Origin of the sequence: Bradyrhizobium sp. AZCC 2176, from assembly GCF_036924645.1 — a bacterium.
Classification (GTDB): domain Bacteria; phylum Pseudomonadota; class Alphaproteobacteria; order Rhizobiales; family Xanthobacteraceae; genus Bradyrhizobium.
The window spans coordinates 6271162-6288438 of the sequence record NZ_JAZHRX010000001.1 but is presented as its reverse complement, the minus strand read 5'-3'; the positions used below and the strand labels follow the sequence as shown (position 1 = coordinate 6288438).

Annotated in this window: 14 protein-coding genes; 5 read left to right on the top strand and 9 right to left on the bottom strand. The window is 63.8% G+C overall.

Annotation, left to right across the window (positions count from 1 at the left end; all coding sequences use genetic code 11):
* Window positions 1–59: 59 nt before the first annotated feature.
* From V1288_RS29715 to V1288_RS29690, 6 genes are all read right to left on the bottom strand, one after another.
* A complete protein-coding gene (locus V1288_RS29715; RefSeq protein WP_334360406.1) occupies window positions 60–821 on the bottom strand; it encodes a methyl-accepting chemotaxis protein in 762 nt (253 codons plus the stop codon).
* Window positions 727–2169, bottom strand: a complete 1443-nt coding sequence (locus V1288_RS29710) for a HAMP domain-containing protein (protein WP_334360405.1) — start codon at window positions 2167–2169, stop codon at window positions 727–729. Before V1288_RS29710 ends, V1288_RS29715 begins: the two co-directional genes overlap by 95 nt.
* A gap of 209 nt (window positions 2170–2378) precedes the next feature.
* Window positions 2379–3881 carry an exopolyphosphatase gene (ppx, locus tag V1288_RS29705; RefSeq protein WP_334360404.1) on the bottom strand — a complete coding sequence of 501 codons (1503 nt, stop codon included), beginning with the start codon at window positions 3879–3881 and terminating at the stop codon, window positions 2379–2381.
* 12 nt (window positions 3882–3893) lie between these two features.
* The gene (locus V1288_RS29700) at window positions 3894–6089 is read right to left on the bottom strand and encodes an RNA degradosome polyphosphate kinase (RefSeq protein WP_334360403.1); all 2196 of its coding nucleotides are present in this window, start codon (window positions 6087–6089) and stop codon (window positions 3894–3896) included.
* A gap of 147 nt (window positions 6090–6236) precedes the next feature.
* Entirely contained in the window at window positions 6237–6914 is a 678-nt protein-coding gene (locus V1288_RS29695; RefSeq protein WP_334360402.1) for a chromosomal replication initiator DnaA, read from the bottom strand.
* A 38-nt stretch (window positions 6915–6952) separates the two neighbouring features.
* On the bottom strand, window positions 6953–7495 hold the full coding sequence (locus tag V1288_RS29690; RefSeq protein WP_334360401.1) for a CDP-alcohol phosphatidyltransferase family protein: 543 nt from the start codon (window positions 7493–7495) through the stop codon (window positions 6953–6955).
* A gap of 148 nt (window positions 7496–7643) precedes the next feature.
* Here V1288_RS29690 and purM point away from each other — a divergent pair, with 148 nt between their 5' ends.
* From purM to V1288_RS29675, 3 genes are all read left to right on the top strand, one after another.
* The gene (gene purM, locus V1288_RS29685) at window positions 7644–8717 is read left to right on the top strand and encodes a phosphoribosylformylglycinamidine cyclo-ligase (RefSeq protein WP_334360400.1); all 1074 of its coding nucleotides are present in this window, start codon (window positions 7644–7646) and stop codon (window positions 8715–8717) included.
* Window positions 8714–9367, top strand: coding sequence for a phosphoribosylglycinamide formyltransferase (gene purN / locus V1288_RS29680; protein ID WP_334360399.1), 654 nt, complete (start codon window positions 8714–8716; stop codon window positions 9365–9367). The genes purM and purN overlap by 4 nt, the downstream gene beginning before the upstream one ends.
* A gap of 63 nt (window positions 9368–9430) precedes the next feature.
* Window positions 9431–10162 carry a glutathione S-transferase family protein gene (locus V1288_RS29675; protein WP_334360398.1) on the top strand — a complete coding sequence of 244 codons (732 nt, stop codon included), beginning with the start codon at window positions 9431–9433 and terminating at the stop codon, window positions 10160–10162.
* A 64-nt stretch (window positions 10163–10226) separates the two neighbouring features.
* Here V1288_RS29675 and V1288_RS29670 read toward each other — a convergent pair whose 3' ends face one another.
* On the bottom strand, window positions 10227–10430 hold the full coding sequence (locus V1288_RS29670) for a cold-shock protein (protein WP_334361437.1): 204 nt from the start codon (window positions 10428–10430) through the stop codon (window positions 10227–10229).
* Window positions 10431–10810: 380 nt separating this feature from the next.
* Between V1288_RS29670 and V1288_RS29665 the strand changes: the two genes are divergently transcribed.
* Window positions 10811–11938, top strand: a complete 1128-nt coding sequence (locus V1288_RS29665) for an autotransporter outer membrane beta-barrel domain-containing protein (protein ID WP_334360397.1) — start codon at window positions 10811–10813, stop codon at window positions 11936–11938.
* 138 nt (window positions 11939–12076) lie between these two features.
* On the opposite strand, the gene rnd is transcribed toward V1288_RS29665, so the two are convergent.
* Window positions 12077–13225: a ribonuclease D gene (rnd, locus tag V1288_RS29660; protein ID WP_334360396.1), complete on the bottom strand. Its 1149-nt coding sequence runs from the start codon at window positions 13223–13225 to the stop codon at window positions 12077–12079.
* Window positions 13226–13838: 613 nt separating this feature from the next.
* Window positions 13839–15311, bottom strand: coding sequence for a protein adenylyltransferase SelO (locus V1288_RS29655; RefSeq protein WP_334360395.1), 1473 nt, complete (start codon window positions 15309–15311; stop codon window positions 13839–13841).
* A gap of 190 nt (window positions 15312–15501) precedes the next feature.
* Here V1288_RS29655 and aspS point away from each other — a divergent pair, with 190 nt between their 5' ends.
* A complete protein-coding gene (gene aspS, locus V1288_RS29650) occupies window positions 15502–17277 on the top strand; it encodes an aspartate--tRNA ligase (RefSeq protein ID WP_334360394.1) in 1776 nt (591 codons plus the stop codon).

The window sequence follows — 17277 nt, the reverse complement described above, 5'->3', positions numbered from 1 at the left end:
CGAAGATGACTGCTGCCGATCATGTGGAGCACCGGCTCGGCGCCCGCGGCCGAGCGGGGTTACGCCGCGCGCACCTGACTGAGAAACGCGTCGACTTGCTCGCGCAATTGCTGCGATTGTCGCGACAGGTTGCTGGCGGCGGTCTCGACCTGGTTTGCCGCAAGGCCGGTGGCCGCGGCGCCCTCGGTCACGCCGCCGACATTGGCGGATACTTCCTGGGTACCGGCCGCGGCCTGCTGCACATTGCGCGCGATCTCCTGGGTGGCTGCGCCCTGCTGCTCGATGGCGGACGCAATGGTCGTTGCGATCTCGCTGATTTCGCCGATGGTTTTGCCGATCGCCTCGATCGAGACGACGGATTTCTGCGTGGCTCCCTGGATCGCGGCGATCTGGGAGGCGATTTCTTCGGTCGCCTTTGAGGTCTGCTCGGCCAGGCTCTTCACCTCGGCCGCGACGACGGCAAAGCCCCGGCCGCTGTCGCCGGCGCGCGCCGCTTCGATGGTTGCATTGAGCGCCAGCAGATTGGTCTGCGAAGCGATGTTGTTGATCAGCTTGACGATGTCGCCGATCCGCTGGGCCATGGCGGCGAGCCCCTGGATCTCGGCGTTGGTCCCTTGTGCTTCCTGCACGGCTTTTGCTGCGATGACCGCCGATTGGGTGACCTGCCGGCTGATCTCGGTGACGGATGCGGATAGTTCCTCCGTGGCGGTCGCCACGGTCTGGACGTTACTCGACGTTTCCTGCGCGCCCGATGCCACCGCCGACGCCTTGCTGGTATTCTCGCTCGCGACGGCCGCCATCTTTTCGGCGGTGGCGCGCATCTCGACAATCGATGTGGCGACGGCATCGAGCACGTGGGTGGCATTCTGGTCGAAGCCCTGCGTCAGCGTCTCCATCACCTGTTGGCGATGCTCCTTCTTCTGCTGCTCCCGCTCGCTGATCGGCAGCCAGTGTGTTTGCCCTGATGGCGTTGTCGCGGAAGACCGCGACTGACCGCGCCATCTCGCCGACCTCGTCGGCCCGCGCGAGCGCCGGAATGTCAATCGACATGTCGCCGCCGGCGAGGCGTTGCATGGCAGCCGTCATGGCCGTCACCGGGCGGATGATGCGGCGAGACAGAATCCAGATCGACGTCAGGCTGACACCGATACCGAGCAGCGTGACGAGGGCGACCAGAAGGAGCTGCGCCCGCGCCGCTGCAGCCTTGGCCGCCGCGTGGACGTTGGTGACTTCGACCGCGGCATCCTTGATACGCACGATGAATTCCAGCGCAGGGTTCGACGCGTCGTACCATTGCTGGACCGTCGTTGAATAGCTGGCGCCGGCCGCGCCGGCCTTGTAGACCGTATCGGTTTGAACTTTGAAGTTGCCGAGAAAGTTTTGCTCCGCGGCGGCGACCGCGGATGTCAGCGGCGGCGCCGCACCGGCGGTTAGATCGCGGAGCGTCTGCCAGTTCGACTGCACATGACCCCGCCAGCCGGCGATGTCGCGTTGCTGCTCGGTCGACAGCGCGCGGCTCGCCGAGATGTTGCCGGCATGAACAGCGCGTTCGCGGCCGGCATATTCGCGCATCAGGAACGCACTCTGCTTGACCATCGTCAGCTCGCCGACGATGGCGTCTTCCTTGCTGATCTCGCGCGAGGCTGCGGTCCAGAGCGATTGAACCCGCGTCAGGAGATCCGAGACCGCCGGGTACCAGGATTTCAGCAGTTCGGCGTCGCGCTGCTCCTTCGGAGCCTGAAGGGCGGAATCCGCGCTGCGGCGGAGCTGCTTTACGCGTTCATAGGCCTGCTCGAGTTCGGCAATCAGCTTGTTGCCTTCCGGCGTCGCGGTGGCAGCAATCTGCCGGAGCGCCGGTGCCAGGACGGCATCGCCCTGCGAACGGCGTTTCTGGATCAATTCGCGCGTCTCCGCGTTTGTCGGGGCAGGGGCCTGCAGGGCGGTGTTGGTCTGGCCGCGTTCGAGCTGAATGTTCTCCAACCCCTTGAGCAATTGATCGGCATTTGCATTCACCTCGGCGACACGGACGGCGGCTGCGTAGCTGCGCCAGGCATCCGTTCCGGCAATGGCGCAGGAGATCAGAACCAGTGCCGCGAGCACTCCAACGATGAGGGCGAGGGTGGTCTTGACGGTGAGGGTGCCCGAAACAGCCTCGCGCTTCGCATGCATGGGATACCTCCCGGTAGCGGCCCTGATGATGGCCTCTTCGTTACTACCAGTTGGCCGTTACCAAGCCGCTAACCTTAGCAATCGGTTGTATTGCCAAGGCTCTGTTTTGAAAGTCTTTTCGACATTTTCTGATATTCGCGCGGATTGGTCACGTCCCTTAAGTTGCAGGCGCAGACGGGACGGTGGCGCGCAGTGCGGGAAAGCCATTCTCAGCTTCGCACGATCGAGCCCGCGCGGCCGACCAGCCGTGCCAGTTGCTTGAAGCGGCTGCCGACGCGGTCGGCGACGAGATCGACCATGCGGTGCTCGAACACCAGCATCAGCTTGCGGCTGCGGGATCGGAAATGCGTCGCGGGCAGCACGCCGGTGCGCGCCGCCGAGATCAGATGCGCGACGCGGAAGGCGGCGCCAAGAATGCGGGCGCGCTCGTCCATCACCGGCGGCACCAGTTCGCGAATCTGCGTCGGCGGTTCGTTCTCCTCGCTCAGGCCGGCATAACGGTAGAACACCGACAGCGCGACAAAGGCGCGGCCCTGGTGGCTGATCGAGCCGAAATTGCCGTTGGTGATCAGGCTCAGCGTTTCCTCGCCGCGATGGTCGGGATGCACGCGCCAGCCGATATCGGAAAGCAGGCACGCGGCGTGGCGCAGGCGGCGATCTTCCTCGGTCTCGCGCAGCCTCACGACTCGCACCAGCCGATCGGTCCAGGCGACCAGTTCTTCGGCATGGCGTGCGGAGCGCGACAGCAGCCCGTTCAGGGTTTGCGCGGCGCAGATAAAGCCATCCTTGCCGCGCTCCTGCGGCGGCAGCATCTCGTAGAGCAGACCCTCGCGCACGCCGAAGGTCGAAAACACGATCGTCTTCGGCTTGCCGACGCGGATGATGTATTCGAGCACCAGCGCCGCATAGGTGAGGAGCGGTCGCCGCGCGTCGGCGACCACCTCGATATCGGCGAGCATGTTGGCGGCTGCGAGCCGGCGCAGGCGCCGCGCGAAATCCAGCGCGTCGGCGGCGGGTAGCGAATAGCCGTGCATCACCCGTAGCGGATAGCCGCTCTGGACGATGTGGATGCGCGCCAGCGCGCGCCAGGTGCCGCCGACCGCATAGAAGGTGCGGCCGTGGGCGGCCTTGAGCTGGGCCACGTCGGACAGATCGTTGTTGACGATGCGTTCGGCGCGCTTCAGTGATTTGTGCGACAGGTCCTGCAGCGCCAGGCTGCCGAGTGGCAGCGTGACGCCGCTGCTGACGCGGTTGCGGTTCACGTCGATCAGTTCGAGCGAGCCGCCGCCGAGATCGCCGACAATGCCGTCGGGATTGTGGATGCCGGAGACGACGCCGAGCGCGGAAAGTTTTGCCTCGCGCGGCCCCGACAGGATTTGAATGCTGGCGCCGCAGATACGCTCGGCCTTGGCGATGAAGTCCGCACCGTTCTTGGCGTCGCGGCAGGCTGCGGTGGCGATGGCGAAGACGCGTCCCACTTGCTGGATGCGGCACAGCGCCCGGAATCGCCGGAGCGCCGTCAGCGCTTTGGCAACCGCGTCCTCCGCCAACAAACCAGTGCTCTGCACCTCGCGTCCAAGCCCGCACAGCGCCTTCTCGTTGAAGATGGTGACGAGGCTGCGCGCCATCGTCTCATAGACGACGAGACGAACCGAGTTCGAACCGATGTCGATGACGGCGACGCTGGAAGCGCGCTTGCGCGGCCGCTTCACAGCCGCGGCCCCTTATGACGATTGCTGGCGCTCGGTACGGCGCGTGAGGCGACGCGGCGAAGATTCCTTGAGAGACTTTCCACGGCCTGACAGACTCGGATTCGTCATGAAATAGTTGTGTAGATTGAACGGCTCTTCGCCTTTCGCGGCCTTCATACGCGTTGACGACCCGTCCGGCAACAACTGCCAGCTCTGTTCGGTATCCTTCAGGTTCGCGACCATGATCTGTTCGAGAACCTGCTGATGCACCGTGGGATTTTGCAATGGACAGAGCACCTCGACGCGACGGTCGAGGTTTCGCGGCATCATGTCGGCCGACGAGATATACACAGCCGCTTTCGGGCCGGGCAGGCCTTGCCCCATACCAAAGCAGTAGATTCGGCCGTGCTCCAGGAAGCGGCCGATCACCGATTTGACGCGGATGTTGTCGGACAGGCCGGGCAGGCCGGGGCGCAGGCAGCAGATGCCGCGCACCACCAGTTCGATCGAAACGCCGGCCTGCGAGGCCTCGTAGAGCGCGTCGATGATGTCAGGGTCGACCAGCGAGTTCATCTTCATCCAGATCGCTGCCGGCTTGCCATGCCTGCTGTGATTGGTCTCGCCCTTGATGTGTTCGATGATGCGCTTGCGCAGCGTCAGCGGCGATACCGCCATCCGCTCGATGTCGCTCGGCTCGGCATAGCCGGTGATGTAGTTGAACACCCGCGCCGCATCGCGGCCGATGATCGGATCCGAGGTGAAGTAGGATAGGTCGGTATAGATCCGCGCGGTGACCGGATGATAATTACCGGTGCCGGTATGCACATAGGTCGTCAGACTACCGCCCTCGCGTCGCACCACCATCGACAGCTTGGCGTGCGTCTTCAGTTCGAGAAAACCATACACGACCTGCACGCCGGCGCGTTCGAGGTCGCGCGCCCAGCGGATATTGGCTTCCTCGTCGAACCGTGCCTTCAACTCGATCAGCGCGGTCACCGACTTGCCGGCTTCCGCAGCCTCGGCAAGCGTGCGTACGATCGGAGAATTGTTCGAGGTGCGGTAGAGTGTCTGCTTGATGGCGACGACATCGGGATCGCGCGCGGCCTGCTGCAGGAACTGCACGACGACATCGAAGGATTCGTAGGGGTGATGGACGATGAGGTCCTTCTGCCGGATCGCCGCGAAGATGTCGCCGCCATGGTCGCGCACCCGCTCGGGATGACGCGGCACATAGGGCATGAATTCGAGGTCGGGCCGGTCGAGCCGCGTGAGCTGCGAGAGTTCGTTCATCGCCAGTACGCCGTCGACCAGAAACACCTCGTCGTCGGCGGCGGACAGCGCCTCCTGCACGAAGGCGCGCAGCGCTTCCGGCATCTTGGCTTCCATCTCCAGCCGGATCACCGAACCACGCCGGCGCCGCTTCAGCGCGGTCTCGAAGACGCGCACCAGATCCTCGGCCTCTTCCTCGATTTCGAGTTCGGAGTCGCGGATGATGCGGAACGCGCCCTGGCCCTTGACGGTGTAGCCGGGGAACAGGCGGCCGATGAACAGGCCGGTGGCCTGCTCGAGCGGAATCAGGTGCACTGCGCCGTCCTTGTGGGGCATGCGAATGAACCGGTCGATCTTGCCGGGCATGCGGATCAGCGCGTTCATCGCCTTGCCGTCGGAAGTCCGCGACAATTGCAGGGCGATAGTGAAGCCGAGGCTGGGGATGAACGGGAACGGGTGCGCGGGATCGATCGCCAGCGGCGTCAGCAGCGGGAAAATGTTGCGGAGGAAGTGATCCTCGAGCCAGCCGCGCTCCGCCTTGGTGAAATCATGGCCGTCGACCAGCAGGATGCCGGTGTCGGACAGGATATTGCGTAGATCGCGCCAGATTGCCTGCTGATCGGACGCGAGTTCCGAAACCGACTTGTTGATGAGGGTGAGCTGCTCGGATGGGGTTAGCCCATCCGGACTGCGCTCGGCGATGCCTTCGCGGACCTGCGCCTTGATGCCGGCGACGCGGACCATGAAGAACTCATCAAGGTTATTGGCAGAAATCGACAGGAATCGCACCCGTTCCAGCACGGGATGGCCTGGATTGACCGACTCCTCGAGCACCCGCCGGTTGAAATGCAGCCAGGACAGCTCCCGATTGATGAATCGTTCCGGGCTCGTGGCAATCGAGGGCGGAGCTTCGGTAATCGGTTCTTTTTCTTTTATTTCAAGTACTTGCGCCGATTCCATAAGGCTTTGATCCATCTCGGGAGAGGTGTGAGCTAGACTAAGGGGATGCCGCCCACACCATGTGATACGCCGATGACGTTTCAATGACATTGATGTTCCGCCGACAGCCGCCGTCAAGGCGGCAGGAAGCAGCACGCACCCGTCGGGTCAGGCGTCGCGCAGCAGTTCCGCGGCCAGCGCCCGGGTTACCGGCCGGCCGAGCCGCAGCGCTTCGGTATCCAGGAGTTCTACTGCCTGACGGGCGGCGGCATAGGAGCGCTCGATCCGGCTCGCGAGGTAGCTTACCACCGTCTCGTCGATGCTCAGTTGGCGGTCCGCGCAGAATTTGATGATCAGGCCGCGAAACAGGAGGTCGTCGGGCGGCAATAGCGACACGACGGGTGCGGCGCGCAGCCGCGACCTGAGATCGCGCAGTTCGATCTCGAACGCCACAGGCGGTATGCGCCCCGTGATCAGGACGAAGGCTCCGTCCTCGCGCGCCAGGTTCAGGAGGTGAAACATCGCGCGTTCGTCGAAATCGGCCGGTCTCAAATCTTCGATCACCAGTGCGCCGGTGGCGAGCGCGCCGGGTACGGCGGCGGGATCAAGCGCGTGGGCCGATGTCGCGCGCGCGCCGGCCTGTTCGGCCCAGATCGCGGCGAGATGGCTTTTGCCGGAGCCCTCAGGTCCGACCAGCAGCATGATGCGGTTCGGCCAGTCGGGCCAGCTTTCGATCAGCGAGAGCGCGGCTTCATTTGCCGGCCCTTCCAGGAAATTGTCGCGGGTCACGCTTTCCGCATGCGGCAGCGCAAAGGCTAGCTGACGAGGTTGAACGCGGACTGCCACGCAAATCTCCAGGCCGGGATATTGGCCAAATACACGATCTAGCGCGCTTCGATCGTGCTCATGTGCCGCACCCACTCGACGAGATAGAGCGAGACGGAAACCAATGTAAAGACCGTAACAAAACCCATCAGGATGACGTCATAGGGTGCCGGCTTGAAATTGAAACCGAGCGAAGCCAGCACCAGCGCCGCGAACGCTACCTGCGCCACCGTATTGAGCTTCGACACCATCAGCGGTTTCATCGGTATAGGCTTGTCGAACAGCCATGAGACGATCACGGCCGCGACGATCATGATGTCGCGCGACACCACAAGAATGACGAGCCAGCGCGGAACCGCGCCCCAGATGCCGAGTGCCACGAAGATCGACACCAGCAGGGCCTTGTCGGCGAGCGGGTCGAGCAGGGCGCCCAACTCACTCGACATGTTGAACCGCTTGGCGAGAAAGCCGTCGACGGCGTCGCTGACCCCGGCAATGACGAAGATCGCGAAGGCGATCTCCATCTGGCTGGAAACGATCGCCCACACGATGACCGGCACCAGAATGATGCGGCCCAGCGTAATGATATTCGGAATGCTCAACTCGGTCGCTTCCCGGCTTCCGGCCTAAATCCGGCCCCTGGCGGGTTCAGCCGGTCCTTATCTACATAGTATATGCGCCAAGCGCTTGCGAGCCATTGCAGGATCGCGGAATTCCTCGTAACCAGCCGTCATCATACTGGAATTGGGCATGATCGACCGCAAAAACGGGCTCACTTACGCGGATTCGGGCGTCGATATCGAGGCGGGCAACCGCTTGGTCGATCTCATCAAGCCGATGGTCCGCGCCACCGCCCGGGCGGGCGCAGACGCTGAAATCGGCGGATTCGGTGGCCTGTTCGACCTCAAGGCGGCGGGTTTCAAGGATCCGGTGCTGGTGGCGGCGACCGACGGCGTCGGCACCAAGGTCAAGATCGCGATCGAAACCGGCCTGCATGGCGGCATCGGCATCGACCTGGTGGCGATGTCGGTCAACGACCTCGTGGTGCAGGGCGCGGAACCGCTGTTCTTCCTCGACTATTTTGCCTGCGGCAAGCTCGACCCCCAGGCGGCCGCGGCCATTGTGGCCGGCGTCGCCGAGGGCTGCCGGGAATCCGGCTGCGCCCTGATCGGCGGCGAGACCGCCGAAATGCCGGGCCTTTACAAGGACGGCGATTACGACCTCGCGGGCTTTGCGGTCGGAGCCGCCGAGCGCGGCACGCTGCTGCCGAGCGCGGACATCGCAGTGGGCGACGCCGTGGTCGGGTTGGCCTCGTCGGGCGTGCATTCCAATGGCTTCTCGTTGGTCCGCAAGATCGTGGAAAACTCGCGCCTCACCTTCGATGCACCGGCGCCGTTCTCGCCGGTGATGACGTTGGGGGGCGCGCTGCTGGTGCCGACGCGGCTCTATGTGAAGTCCTGCCTGCGCGCGATTCGCGAGACCGGCGCGATCAAGGGCCTCGCCCATATCACCGGCGGCGGCTTCACCGACAACATTCCGCGCGTGCTGCCAAAGCATCTCGGCGTCGGCATCGACCTGGCGCGGCTGCCGGTGCTGCCAGTGTTCAAATGGCTGGCGGAGCAAGGCGGCATCGCCGAACTCGAATTGTTGCGCACCTTCAACTGCGGCATTGGTATGATCGCGATCGTCAAGCCGGATGCGATCGAGCAGGTGACGCAGGTGCTGACCGAAAGCGGCGAGACCGTCGCCCTGCTCGGCGAAGTGATCCCGGCGGCGGGCGAACATCGCGTGGTCTACAACGGTCACCTTGATCTCGCGCAATGAAGCGCCGTGTCGCCATCCTGATTTCCGGGCGCGGCTCGAACATGGCCGCGCTGATCGATGCGGCGAAGGCTGTGGATTTTCCGGCCGAGATCGTCGCCGTCATTTCCAATCGGGCCGATGCGGCCGGGCTGGAGAGGGCAGCCGCGAGCGGCATCCCGACCAGGGTCATCGAGAGCAAGCCGTTCGGCAAGGATCGCGCCGGCTTCGAAGCCGTCCTGCAGCGGGAGCTGGAGGAAAAGCAGGTCGAGCTGATTTGCCTTGGCGGATTCATGCGGCTGTTCACCGCTGAATTCGTGCGGCGCTGGTACGGCAGGATGCTCAACATTCACCCGTCGCTGCTGCCATCCTTTCCCGGCCTCGATCCGCACGGCCAGGCCTTGCAGGCCGGGGTGAAGATCTCGGGCGCGACCGTGCACTTCGTGATTCCGGAAACCGACGCCGGGCCAATCATAATGCAGGGCGCGGTCACGGTGGCCGATGGCGACACGGCCGAGACGCTGTCGCAGCGCATTCTCGGCATCGAGCATCGCATCTACCCCGAGGCGCTGCGTTTGCTTGCGAGCGGCAAGCTTCGCCTCGAAGGCGACATATGCAAGTTCGCCGACAGCGCCGACCGCGACGGCACCCTGATTTCGCCGCGGACGATCTGATATTATCTGCCGGTGTGCGCGAACGAGCGCGATAGCCGCGCTCCGCAAATTCATGGAGGTTCCATGATCACGCTCTATGGCTCCGGACCCAATTTCGGTCTTCCCGACGCAAGCCCGTTCGTGACCAAGGCCGAGACCTTGTTGCGGATGTCGAAACTCCCGTTCGAAAAGGCGCTGATGAGCTTTTCGAAGGCGCCCAAGGGGAAGATCCCCTACATCGAGGACGACGGCCAGTTGCTCGGCGACTCCACGCTGATCCGCTGGCACCTCGAGAAGAAATACGGCATCGACTTCGATCAGGGCCTCACCGCCGAGCAGCTCGCCATCTCCTGGGCGTTCGAGAAAATGGCGGAGGATAATTTATACTGGGCCAGCGTCTATTTCCGCTGGATGATCGACGACAATTTCCGCAAAGGGCCGGTCAGTTTCTTCAAGGGGGTCCCTGCGCCGGTCCGGCCCGTCGTCGCCTCAATGGTTCGCCGCCGCCTGCGCAAGACGTTGCACGGGCAGGGGATCGGCCGTCACTCCGCCGACGAGATCACCGCGATCGGAATCCGCTCGATCGACGCGATGGCGGCCTATCTCGGCGACAAGCCGTTCTTCATGGGTAGCGCGCCCGCCGGCATCGATGCGACAATGTTTGCCTTCGCGGTCAGTGCGATTTGTCCGCTGTTCGAGTCGGATCTGCAGCGGGCGGCCGCAAGCCATGACAGTTTGCGGCGGTATGTCGGCCGGATGACCGCGCGGTTCTATCCGGAACTCGGCGAAATCGCCGGTTGCCGGGCCGCGGCTTGAATGCCCAGGGCAGGGCGCAAACAAAATCCCCCGGCGAGGCCGGGGGCAATCAGCATGACCAAGTCTAGGTGACTTTGAGGTTTTCCGCGGATGTCTTGCCGCGGTTTTCGACGAGGTCGTACTCAATGTGCTGGTTCTCGTTGAGAGTGGTGAGCCCCGCACGCTCGACGGCCGAGATGTGGACGAATACGTCCTTTTCGCCGCCCGCCGGCTTGATGAACCCATACCCCTTGGTGGGGTTGAACCACTTGACGCTGCCCTTGTGCATCGCCATCGCCTGTCTCCAAGTTTGGACTAGATAAGATATAAAAAAGACGCGGCCACGTTTTCCACGTGCCACGCCACAAACGGGCTTCCCGGTAGCTGCCAGATTTTCCTGCTCGCGAAACGCACAGTCGAACGGCCTGAATCCGATTGCACCTCGGATTGCAACACGAAATTTGCGCGTTCGCAAGGTTTCGGCAGGGCCCGGAAGCGTGGCCGCGTGTCGCGCGAGCTGTGGCAGCCGAACAACAATGATGCGTATTCGGCGGCCGGCCTGGGGGCTGACCGATTGACCCTTCCGGCGAACTGGGGGCAAATCGCTCCGGTTGATCGGGATTTGAGCATTTTTTCGGGCCGGCGCTTTTGCCTTTGGGAATGGATTGCATGCGCTGCTTATCGCGGCTTTCGCGGGCACGAAAAATCGGCATCGGCCGTGCGTGCGTGCGGTTGGCTGCGATTGCGTTCGTTCTCGTCGGCATCATGTCTGCCGCGCAGGCGCAATCGCCGACACCTACCCCGACGCCTTCACCTACTCCAAGCCCGACGCCTACGGTGATTAACTCGACGGTGTCGTCGGGCGCGGCGGTGACCAATCTTGGCAACAATTTCCTGGAACGGCTGGGCAATCAGTCGAGCAACGGCTTCAACCGCCTGCAGCGGACCAATCCGGGCGGCGGCGGCGCCTCCGAGAGCACCGAAGCGCCGCGTTACCGGACCTGGTTCGAAGGCTACGGGAACTCGACCAAGAACGGCGCAGTCGGCGATTTCGTCGGCGACAGCAGAAAGACCTGGGGCGGTGTGGCCGGGGTCGGCGCGCGGGTGGCGCCGGGCATCAATATCGGATTGTCGATCGACCAAAGCCGCTCCGCGATCGATATTCCGCTGGCACTGCAGTCGGCGGCAATCGACCTGACCCAGATCGGTTTCACCGCTTCCGTCGACAGCGGGCCGTGGACTTGGGCGAGCGCGGTGGTGCACGGTTTCGGCCACATCAATTCGCGCCGCGACACTGGCCTCGGTCTTGCGGCCGCCGGATACAGTGCGAAGCTCGACGGCGTCCTGAGCGAGATCAGCTATTACTGGACCAAGGACCAGGGCCGCATCGTGCCCAAGGCCGCGTTCGAATATGTCCGCGCCCAGACCGGGGCGCTCCAGGAGATCGGTGGCCTCGACCCGGTGATGGCGACGGGCGCTACCGTGCAGCGTGCACGCCTGCTGATCGGCGCGGAGATCGGCCATTACTGGATCTTCGATGGCAAGATCTTCGACCTGTCGGGCTACGGCAAGTTCGTCGACAATGTCGTGCAGAATTTCTCCGACATCACCGTCAGCCAGGGCGTGCAGAGTATTACGTTCCAGGGTATCGGCGAGAGCCAGTACGGCGCCGATGCCGGCGCCTCGGCGTCGCTGAGCCTGACCAATTCCGCGCGGCTCTACGTCAACTACGACGCCAAATTCCGCAACTTGATGCAGTCGCATCAGGGCACGGTGGGGGTGGAGTTGAAGTGGTAGTGGACTTCGTGTCCCGGACGCGGCGCAGCACGTAGTGATGCACCGCAGAGCCGGGACCCATGGCTGCGGCGTATGGACCCCGGATCAGCAGCGCACCGCTTCGCGCTGCGCAGCATCCGGGGAACGCGAGCGTCTGGCCTAAGCCCGATCCACCCTGACGACGCGGCCTTTTTCGATCGCGAGCGCCAGCCTGCCGTGTTTCAGCGCCAGCGCCGCTTCGCCGAACAATTCGCGGCGCCAGCCATGCAGGGCGGCGACGTCAGCGTGGTCGTCGGCGGCGATCTGGTCGAGGTCGTCGACGGTGGCGATCACTTTGCTCGCGACGGCGTGGCGCTCCGATGTCATCCGCAGCAGCACTTTCAGGAGCTCGACGGTCGCAGCCCCGTTGGAGTTGCCGCGCGGCTTTTCGATTTTTGGCAGCGTATGGGGATCACGGGCGAGGCCGCGCTGCACGGCGGCGATGATATCGGCGCCCCATTTCGAGCGGTCGAAGCCCTTAGGCAGCGAGCGCAGACTGGCGAGCCGCTCCAGTGAGGTCGGCGCGTGGGTGGCGATGTCGCCGACCGCATCATCCTTGAGCACGCGCGAGCGCGGCACATCGCGGCTTTGCGCTTCCTGCTCGCGCCAGGCCGCGACTTCCATCAGCACCGCGAGTTCCTTCGGCTTGCGCACGCGCGTCTTCAGCCGCTCCCAGGCGCGCTCGGGGTGGAAATCGTAGGTCCTGGGTGAGGTCAGGACTTCCATTTCCTCGCTGACCCAGTCGTTGCGGCCGCGCTTCTTCAGGTCGGCATCGAGTGCTGCAAAGACGTCGCGCAAATGGGTGACGTCGGAGACCGCGTAATGCATCTGTTCGGGCGTCAGCGGCCGGCGCGACCAATCGGTGAAGCGGTGGGTCTTGTCCGGCCGGTGACCGGTGACGCGCTCGACAAGCTGGTCATAGGCGATGCTGTCGCCATAACCCAGCACCATCGCCGCGACCTGCGTATCGAAGATCGGATGCGGAATGGTGCCGGACTGGTGCCAGACGATCTCGATGTCCTGGCGGGCGGCGTGAAACACCTTCAGCACCGCTTCGTTCCCCATCAGGTCGAAGAATGGTTTGAGGTCGATGCCAGGCGCCAGCGTGTCGATCACGACGGCTTCCTCCGCGCTCGCCATCTGCACGACGCAGAGCAGGGGGTAGTAGGTCGTCTCCCGCAGGAACTCGGTGTCGACGGTGATGACCTTATGCTGGGCGAGCCGTGAGCAGGCGGCGGCGAGGTCGGAAGTGGTCGTAATCAGATCCATGAACAATCCATGACGCGTCCGACAGGCGTTCTGCCGAAAACGCTGATATGTCAAGGGTGTCGCGGAAGATTTGAGCCCTGCATTTGAGCCTGAGCACGGCTTTTTTGCGTCCGTCTGGCGGCCGGATACGGCTTGATCATTGCCGGCTTGACGTGGCGACCCAGTATTCCGGAGACGCTCGTGATGAATGGAGAGGCCGCGGCGTCCTGGATACCCGCTTTTTGCGGTATGACGGCGCTTTTCCGAAAAACCGCTTACTCGTACCGGACGCGCCGCGACCGTCGACGGCCCGACGGGATCGCGAGCACGGCAAGGCAGAGCCCGATCATCACCATTCCCATGAATTCGAAGGCAAAGGCGTCCACGGCAATTCTCCCCGACAAACCGTTAGAATTGTGGGGAGCGCGTTGACCGTTTCTTAATTTTTGGAATTGGGAGAGATGCGCGTGCGCGGATGGTGGATGGGCGCTTAAGGAGTTCGGTTAACGGATCGGGGCACTGCAACTGACACCCAATCGTCATTGTGGAAGCGACGAAGCAATCTATTCTTTCTTTCCGCGGCAGACTGGATTGCTTCGCTTCGCTCGCAATGACGTGGAAAGGTCGGTGGCTCCTACGTTCCGCAGAACGTGCGTAGCACGCGCTGGTCGGGGAGCGGCGGCTCTGTGTAAGCGATGTAAGCCGGCTGATCCTCATACGGCTTCGACAGCACCGTCAGCAATTCCTCGAACGGCGCGTAGTCGTTGTTCACGGCGGCCGCGATCACGGCTTCGACGCGGTGGTTGCGCGGGATGAAGGCTGGATTGACCGCGCGCATTGCGGCCTGCCGTTCGGCGGCAGACTGCGGTTCGTCGGCGAGGCGTTGGTGCCAGCGTGTAGCCCATTCATCGAAGGCCGTGGGATCGGTGAACTGCGCCCTGACGCTGTCGTCATCGGCATCTGCAGCGGCATCGCTCAGGCGGCGGAAGGTGAGGGTAAAGTCGGCCGTGTTCTTCGCCATGGCGTCGAGCAGATCCTGCACCAGCGCTTCGTCACCGTCGCGAACGGTAAACAGGCCGATCTTCTTGCGCAGGCCGGCCTGATAGGCGGCGGTGAATTTTTCGGCGAATTCGCCGAGGATGAGTTGCGCCTGTTCGATCGCCTTGTCCTGGTCGTCGGCAAACAGCGGCAGCAGGCATTCGGCGAGCCGTGTCAGGTTCCACAGTGCGATGCGCGGCTGGTTGGCGTAGGCGTAGCGGCCCAACTCGTCGATCGAGGAGAACACTTGCGCGGGGTTATACTCGTCCATGAAAGCGCAGGGGCCGTAGTCGATGGTCTCGCCCGAGATGGACGTGTTGTCGGTGTTCATGACGCCATGAATGAAGCCGACCAGAAGCCAGCGCGCCACAAGATCGGCCTGGCGGGCGACGACGCGTTCGAGCAGCGCGTGATAGGGACGCTCGGCGCCGGCGATCTCAGGGTAGTGCCTGGCGATGACGTGGTCGGCGAGCGCTCGCACGCCATCGGTGTCGCCGCGCGCGGCAAAGAACTGGAAGGTGCCGACGCGGATATGGCTTGCGGCCACGCGGGTCAGCACCGCGCCCGGCAGCATGGTCTCACGCATGACGCTCTCGCCGGTGATCACGGCGGCCAGCGATCGGGTGGTGGGGATGCCGAGCGCAAACATCGCTTCGCTGACGATGTATTCTCGCAAGACCGGGCCGAGCGCGGCGCGGCCGTCGCCCCGGCGCGAGAATGGCGTCGGGCCACTTCCCTTGAGCTGGATGTCGCGGCGGATGCCATCCTTATCGATGACCTCGCCGAGCAGGATGGCCCGGCCGTCGCCGAGCTGGGGTACGAACTGGCCGAACTGGTGGCCGGCATAGGCCATCGCGATCGGGTCGGCGCCGTCGGGCAGGCGCTTTCCGGCGAGGATTTCGGCCCCTTCCGGGCTCTCCAGCACGTCAGGATCAAGGCCGAGTTGGACGGCCAGGGCCCGGTTCAGCTTGACCAGCCGCGGGCTGGCTACGGGCGTCGGGGCCACGCGGGCGAAAAAGCTCGCCGGCAGGGCCGAATAGGTGTTCTGGAACGGGAAATGGACGGTCATGGCCTAAAGATAGGCGCGGGCAGGGAATAGGCAAACGGTTCGGGCCGCCGGCAGCGGAAATCTCGCTTTCGGAGCGCAAAACAGGCCCTGCCATTGGTTGCCGCCCCTCGCGGCGTCGGGTAAACCCTCCCGCAATCCGCGCGGCCTTTGGCCCCGATTCTGACCTCCGACATCTGTTTTTGGAAATTCCATGCATCGCTACCGGTCACATACATGCGGCGCGCTCCGCGACAGCGACATCGGCCAGACCGCCCGTCTTTCCGGCTGGTGCCACCGCATCCGCGACCATGGCGGCGTGCTGTTCATTGATCTGCGCGACCATTACGGCATCACGCAATGCGTGGCGGACCCGGACTCGCCGGCATTCAAGGAAGTGGAAAAGTTCCGCTCGGAATGGGTGGTGCGGATCGACGGCAAGGTGCGCCGCCGGCCCGATGGCACCGACAATCCGGAACTGCCGACCGGCATGGTCGAAGTCTATGTCAGCGAGATCGAGGTGCTGGGGCCTGCGGCCGAGCTGCCGCTGCCGGTGTTCGGCGAGCAGGAATATCCCGAAGACATCAGGCTCAAGTACCGGTTCCTCGACCTCCGTCGCGAGAAGCTGCACCAGAACATCATGACCCGCGGCGCCATTGTCGATTCCATGCGCAAGCGGATGAAGGAGCAGGGCTTCTTCGAGTTCCAGACCCCGATCCTGACGGCGTCCTCGCCGGAAGGCGCCCGCGACTTTCTGGTGCCGTCACGCATTCATCCCGGCAAGTTCTACGCGCTGCCGCAGGCGCCGCAGCAGTACAAGCAGCTCCTGATGATGTCGGGCTTCGACCGCTATTTCCAGATCGCGCCATGCTTCCGCGACGAGGATCCGCGCGCCGACCGTCTGCCTGGCGAATTTTACCAGCTCGACGTTGAGATGAGCTTTGTCACGCAAGAAGATGTTTTTGCGGCGATGGAGCCTGTCATCACCGGTGTGTTCGAGGATTTCGCCAAGGGCAGGCCCGTGACCAAGGGCTGGCGGCGGATTCCCTTTGCGGAGTCTCTGCGCAAATACGGCACCGACAAGCCGGATCTGCGCAACCCGATCGAGATGCAGGACGTCTCCGAGCATTTCCGCGGCTCCGGCTTCAAGGTGTTCGCGCGGATGCTGGAAGACCCGAAGAACCAGGTCTGGGCGATCCCCGGTGTGGGCGGCGGTTCACGCGCCTTCTGTGACCGCATGAACTCATGGGCGCAGGGCGAAGGCCAGCCCGGCCTCGGCTACATCATGTGGCGCGAGGGCGGCGAGGGCGCAGGTCCCTTGGCCAACAACATCGGCGCGGAGCGGACGGCGGCAATCCGCACGCAACTTGGCTTGAAGGAGGGCGACGCCGCCTTCTTTGTCGCCGGTGACCCGGAAAAATTCTGGAAGTTTTCGGGGCTCGCCCGCACCAAGGTGGCCGAGGAATTGAACCTGATCGACAAGGACCGGTTCGAACTCGCCTGGATCGTTGACTTCCCGATGTATGAGTACAACGAGGAAGACAAGAAGGTCGACTTCTCGCACAACCCGTTCTCGATGCCGCAGGGGGGCCTCAACGCGTTGCAGACGCAGGACCCGCTGACCATCAAGGCGTTCCAGTACGACATCACCTGCAACGGCTACGAGATCGCCTCCGGCGGTATCCGCAATCACCGCCCTGAGGCGATGGTGAAGGCGTTCGAGATCGCGGGCTATGGCGAAAAGGATGTCGTCGAGCGGTTCGGCGGCATGTATCGCGCGTTCCAGTACGGCGCCCCGCCGCATGGCGGCATGGCGGCCGGCGTCGACCGCATTGTGATGCTGCTCTGCGGCACCACGAACCTGCGCGAAATCTCGCTGTTCCCGATGAACCAGCAGGCCGTGGACCTGCTGATGGGCGCGCCCTCGGAAGTCACGACCAAGCAGCTCCGTGAACTCCACATCCGGCTCAACCTGCCGGACAAGGGGTAG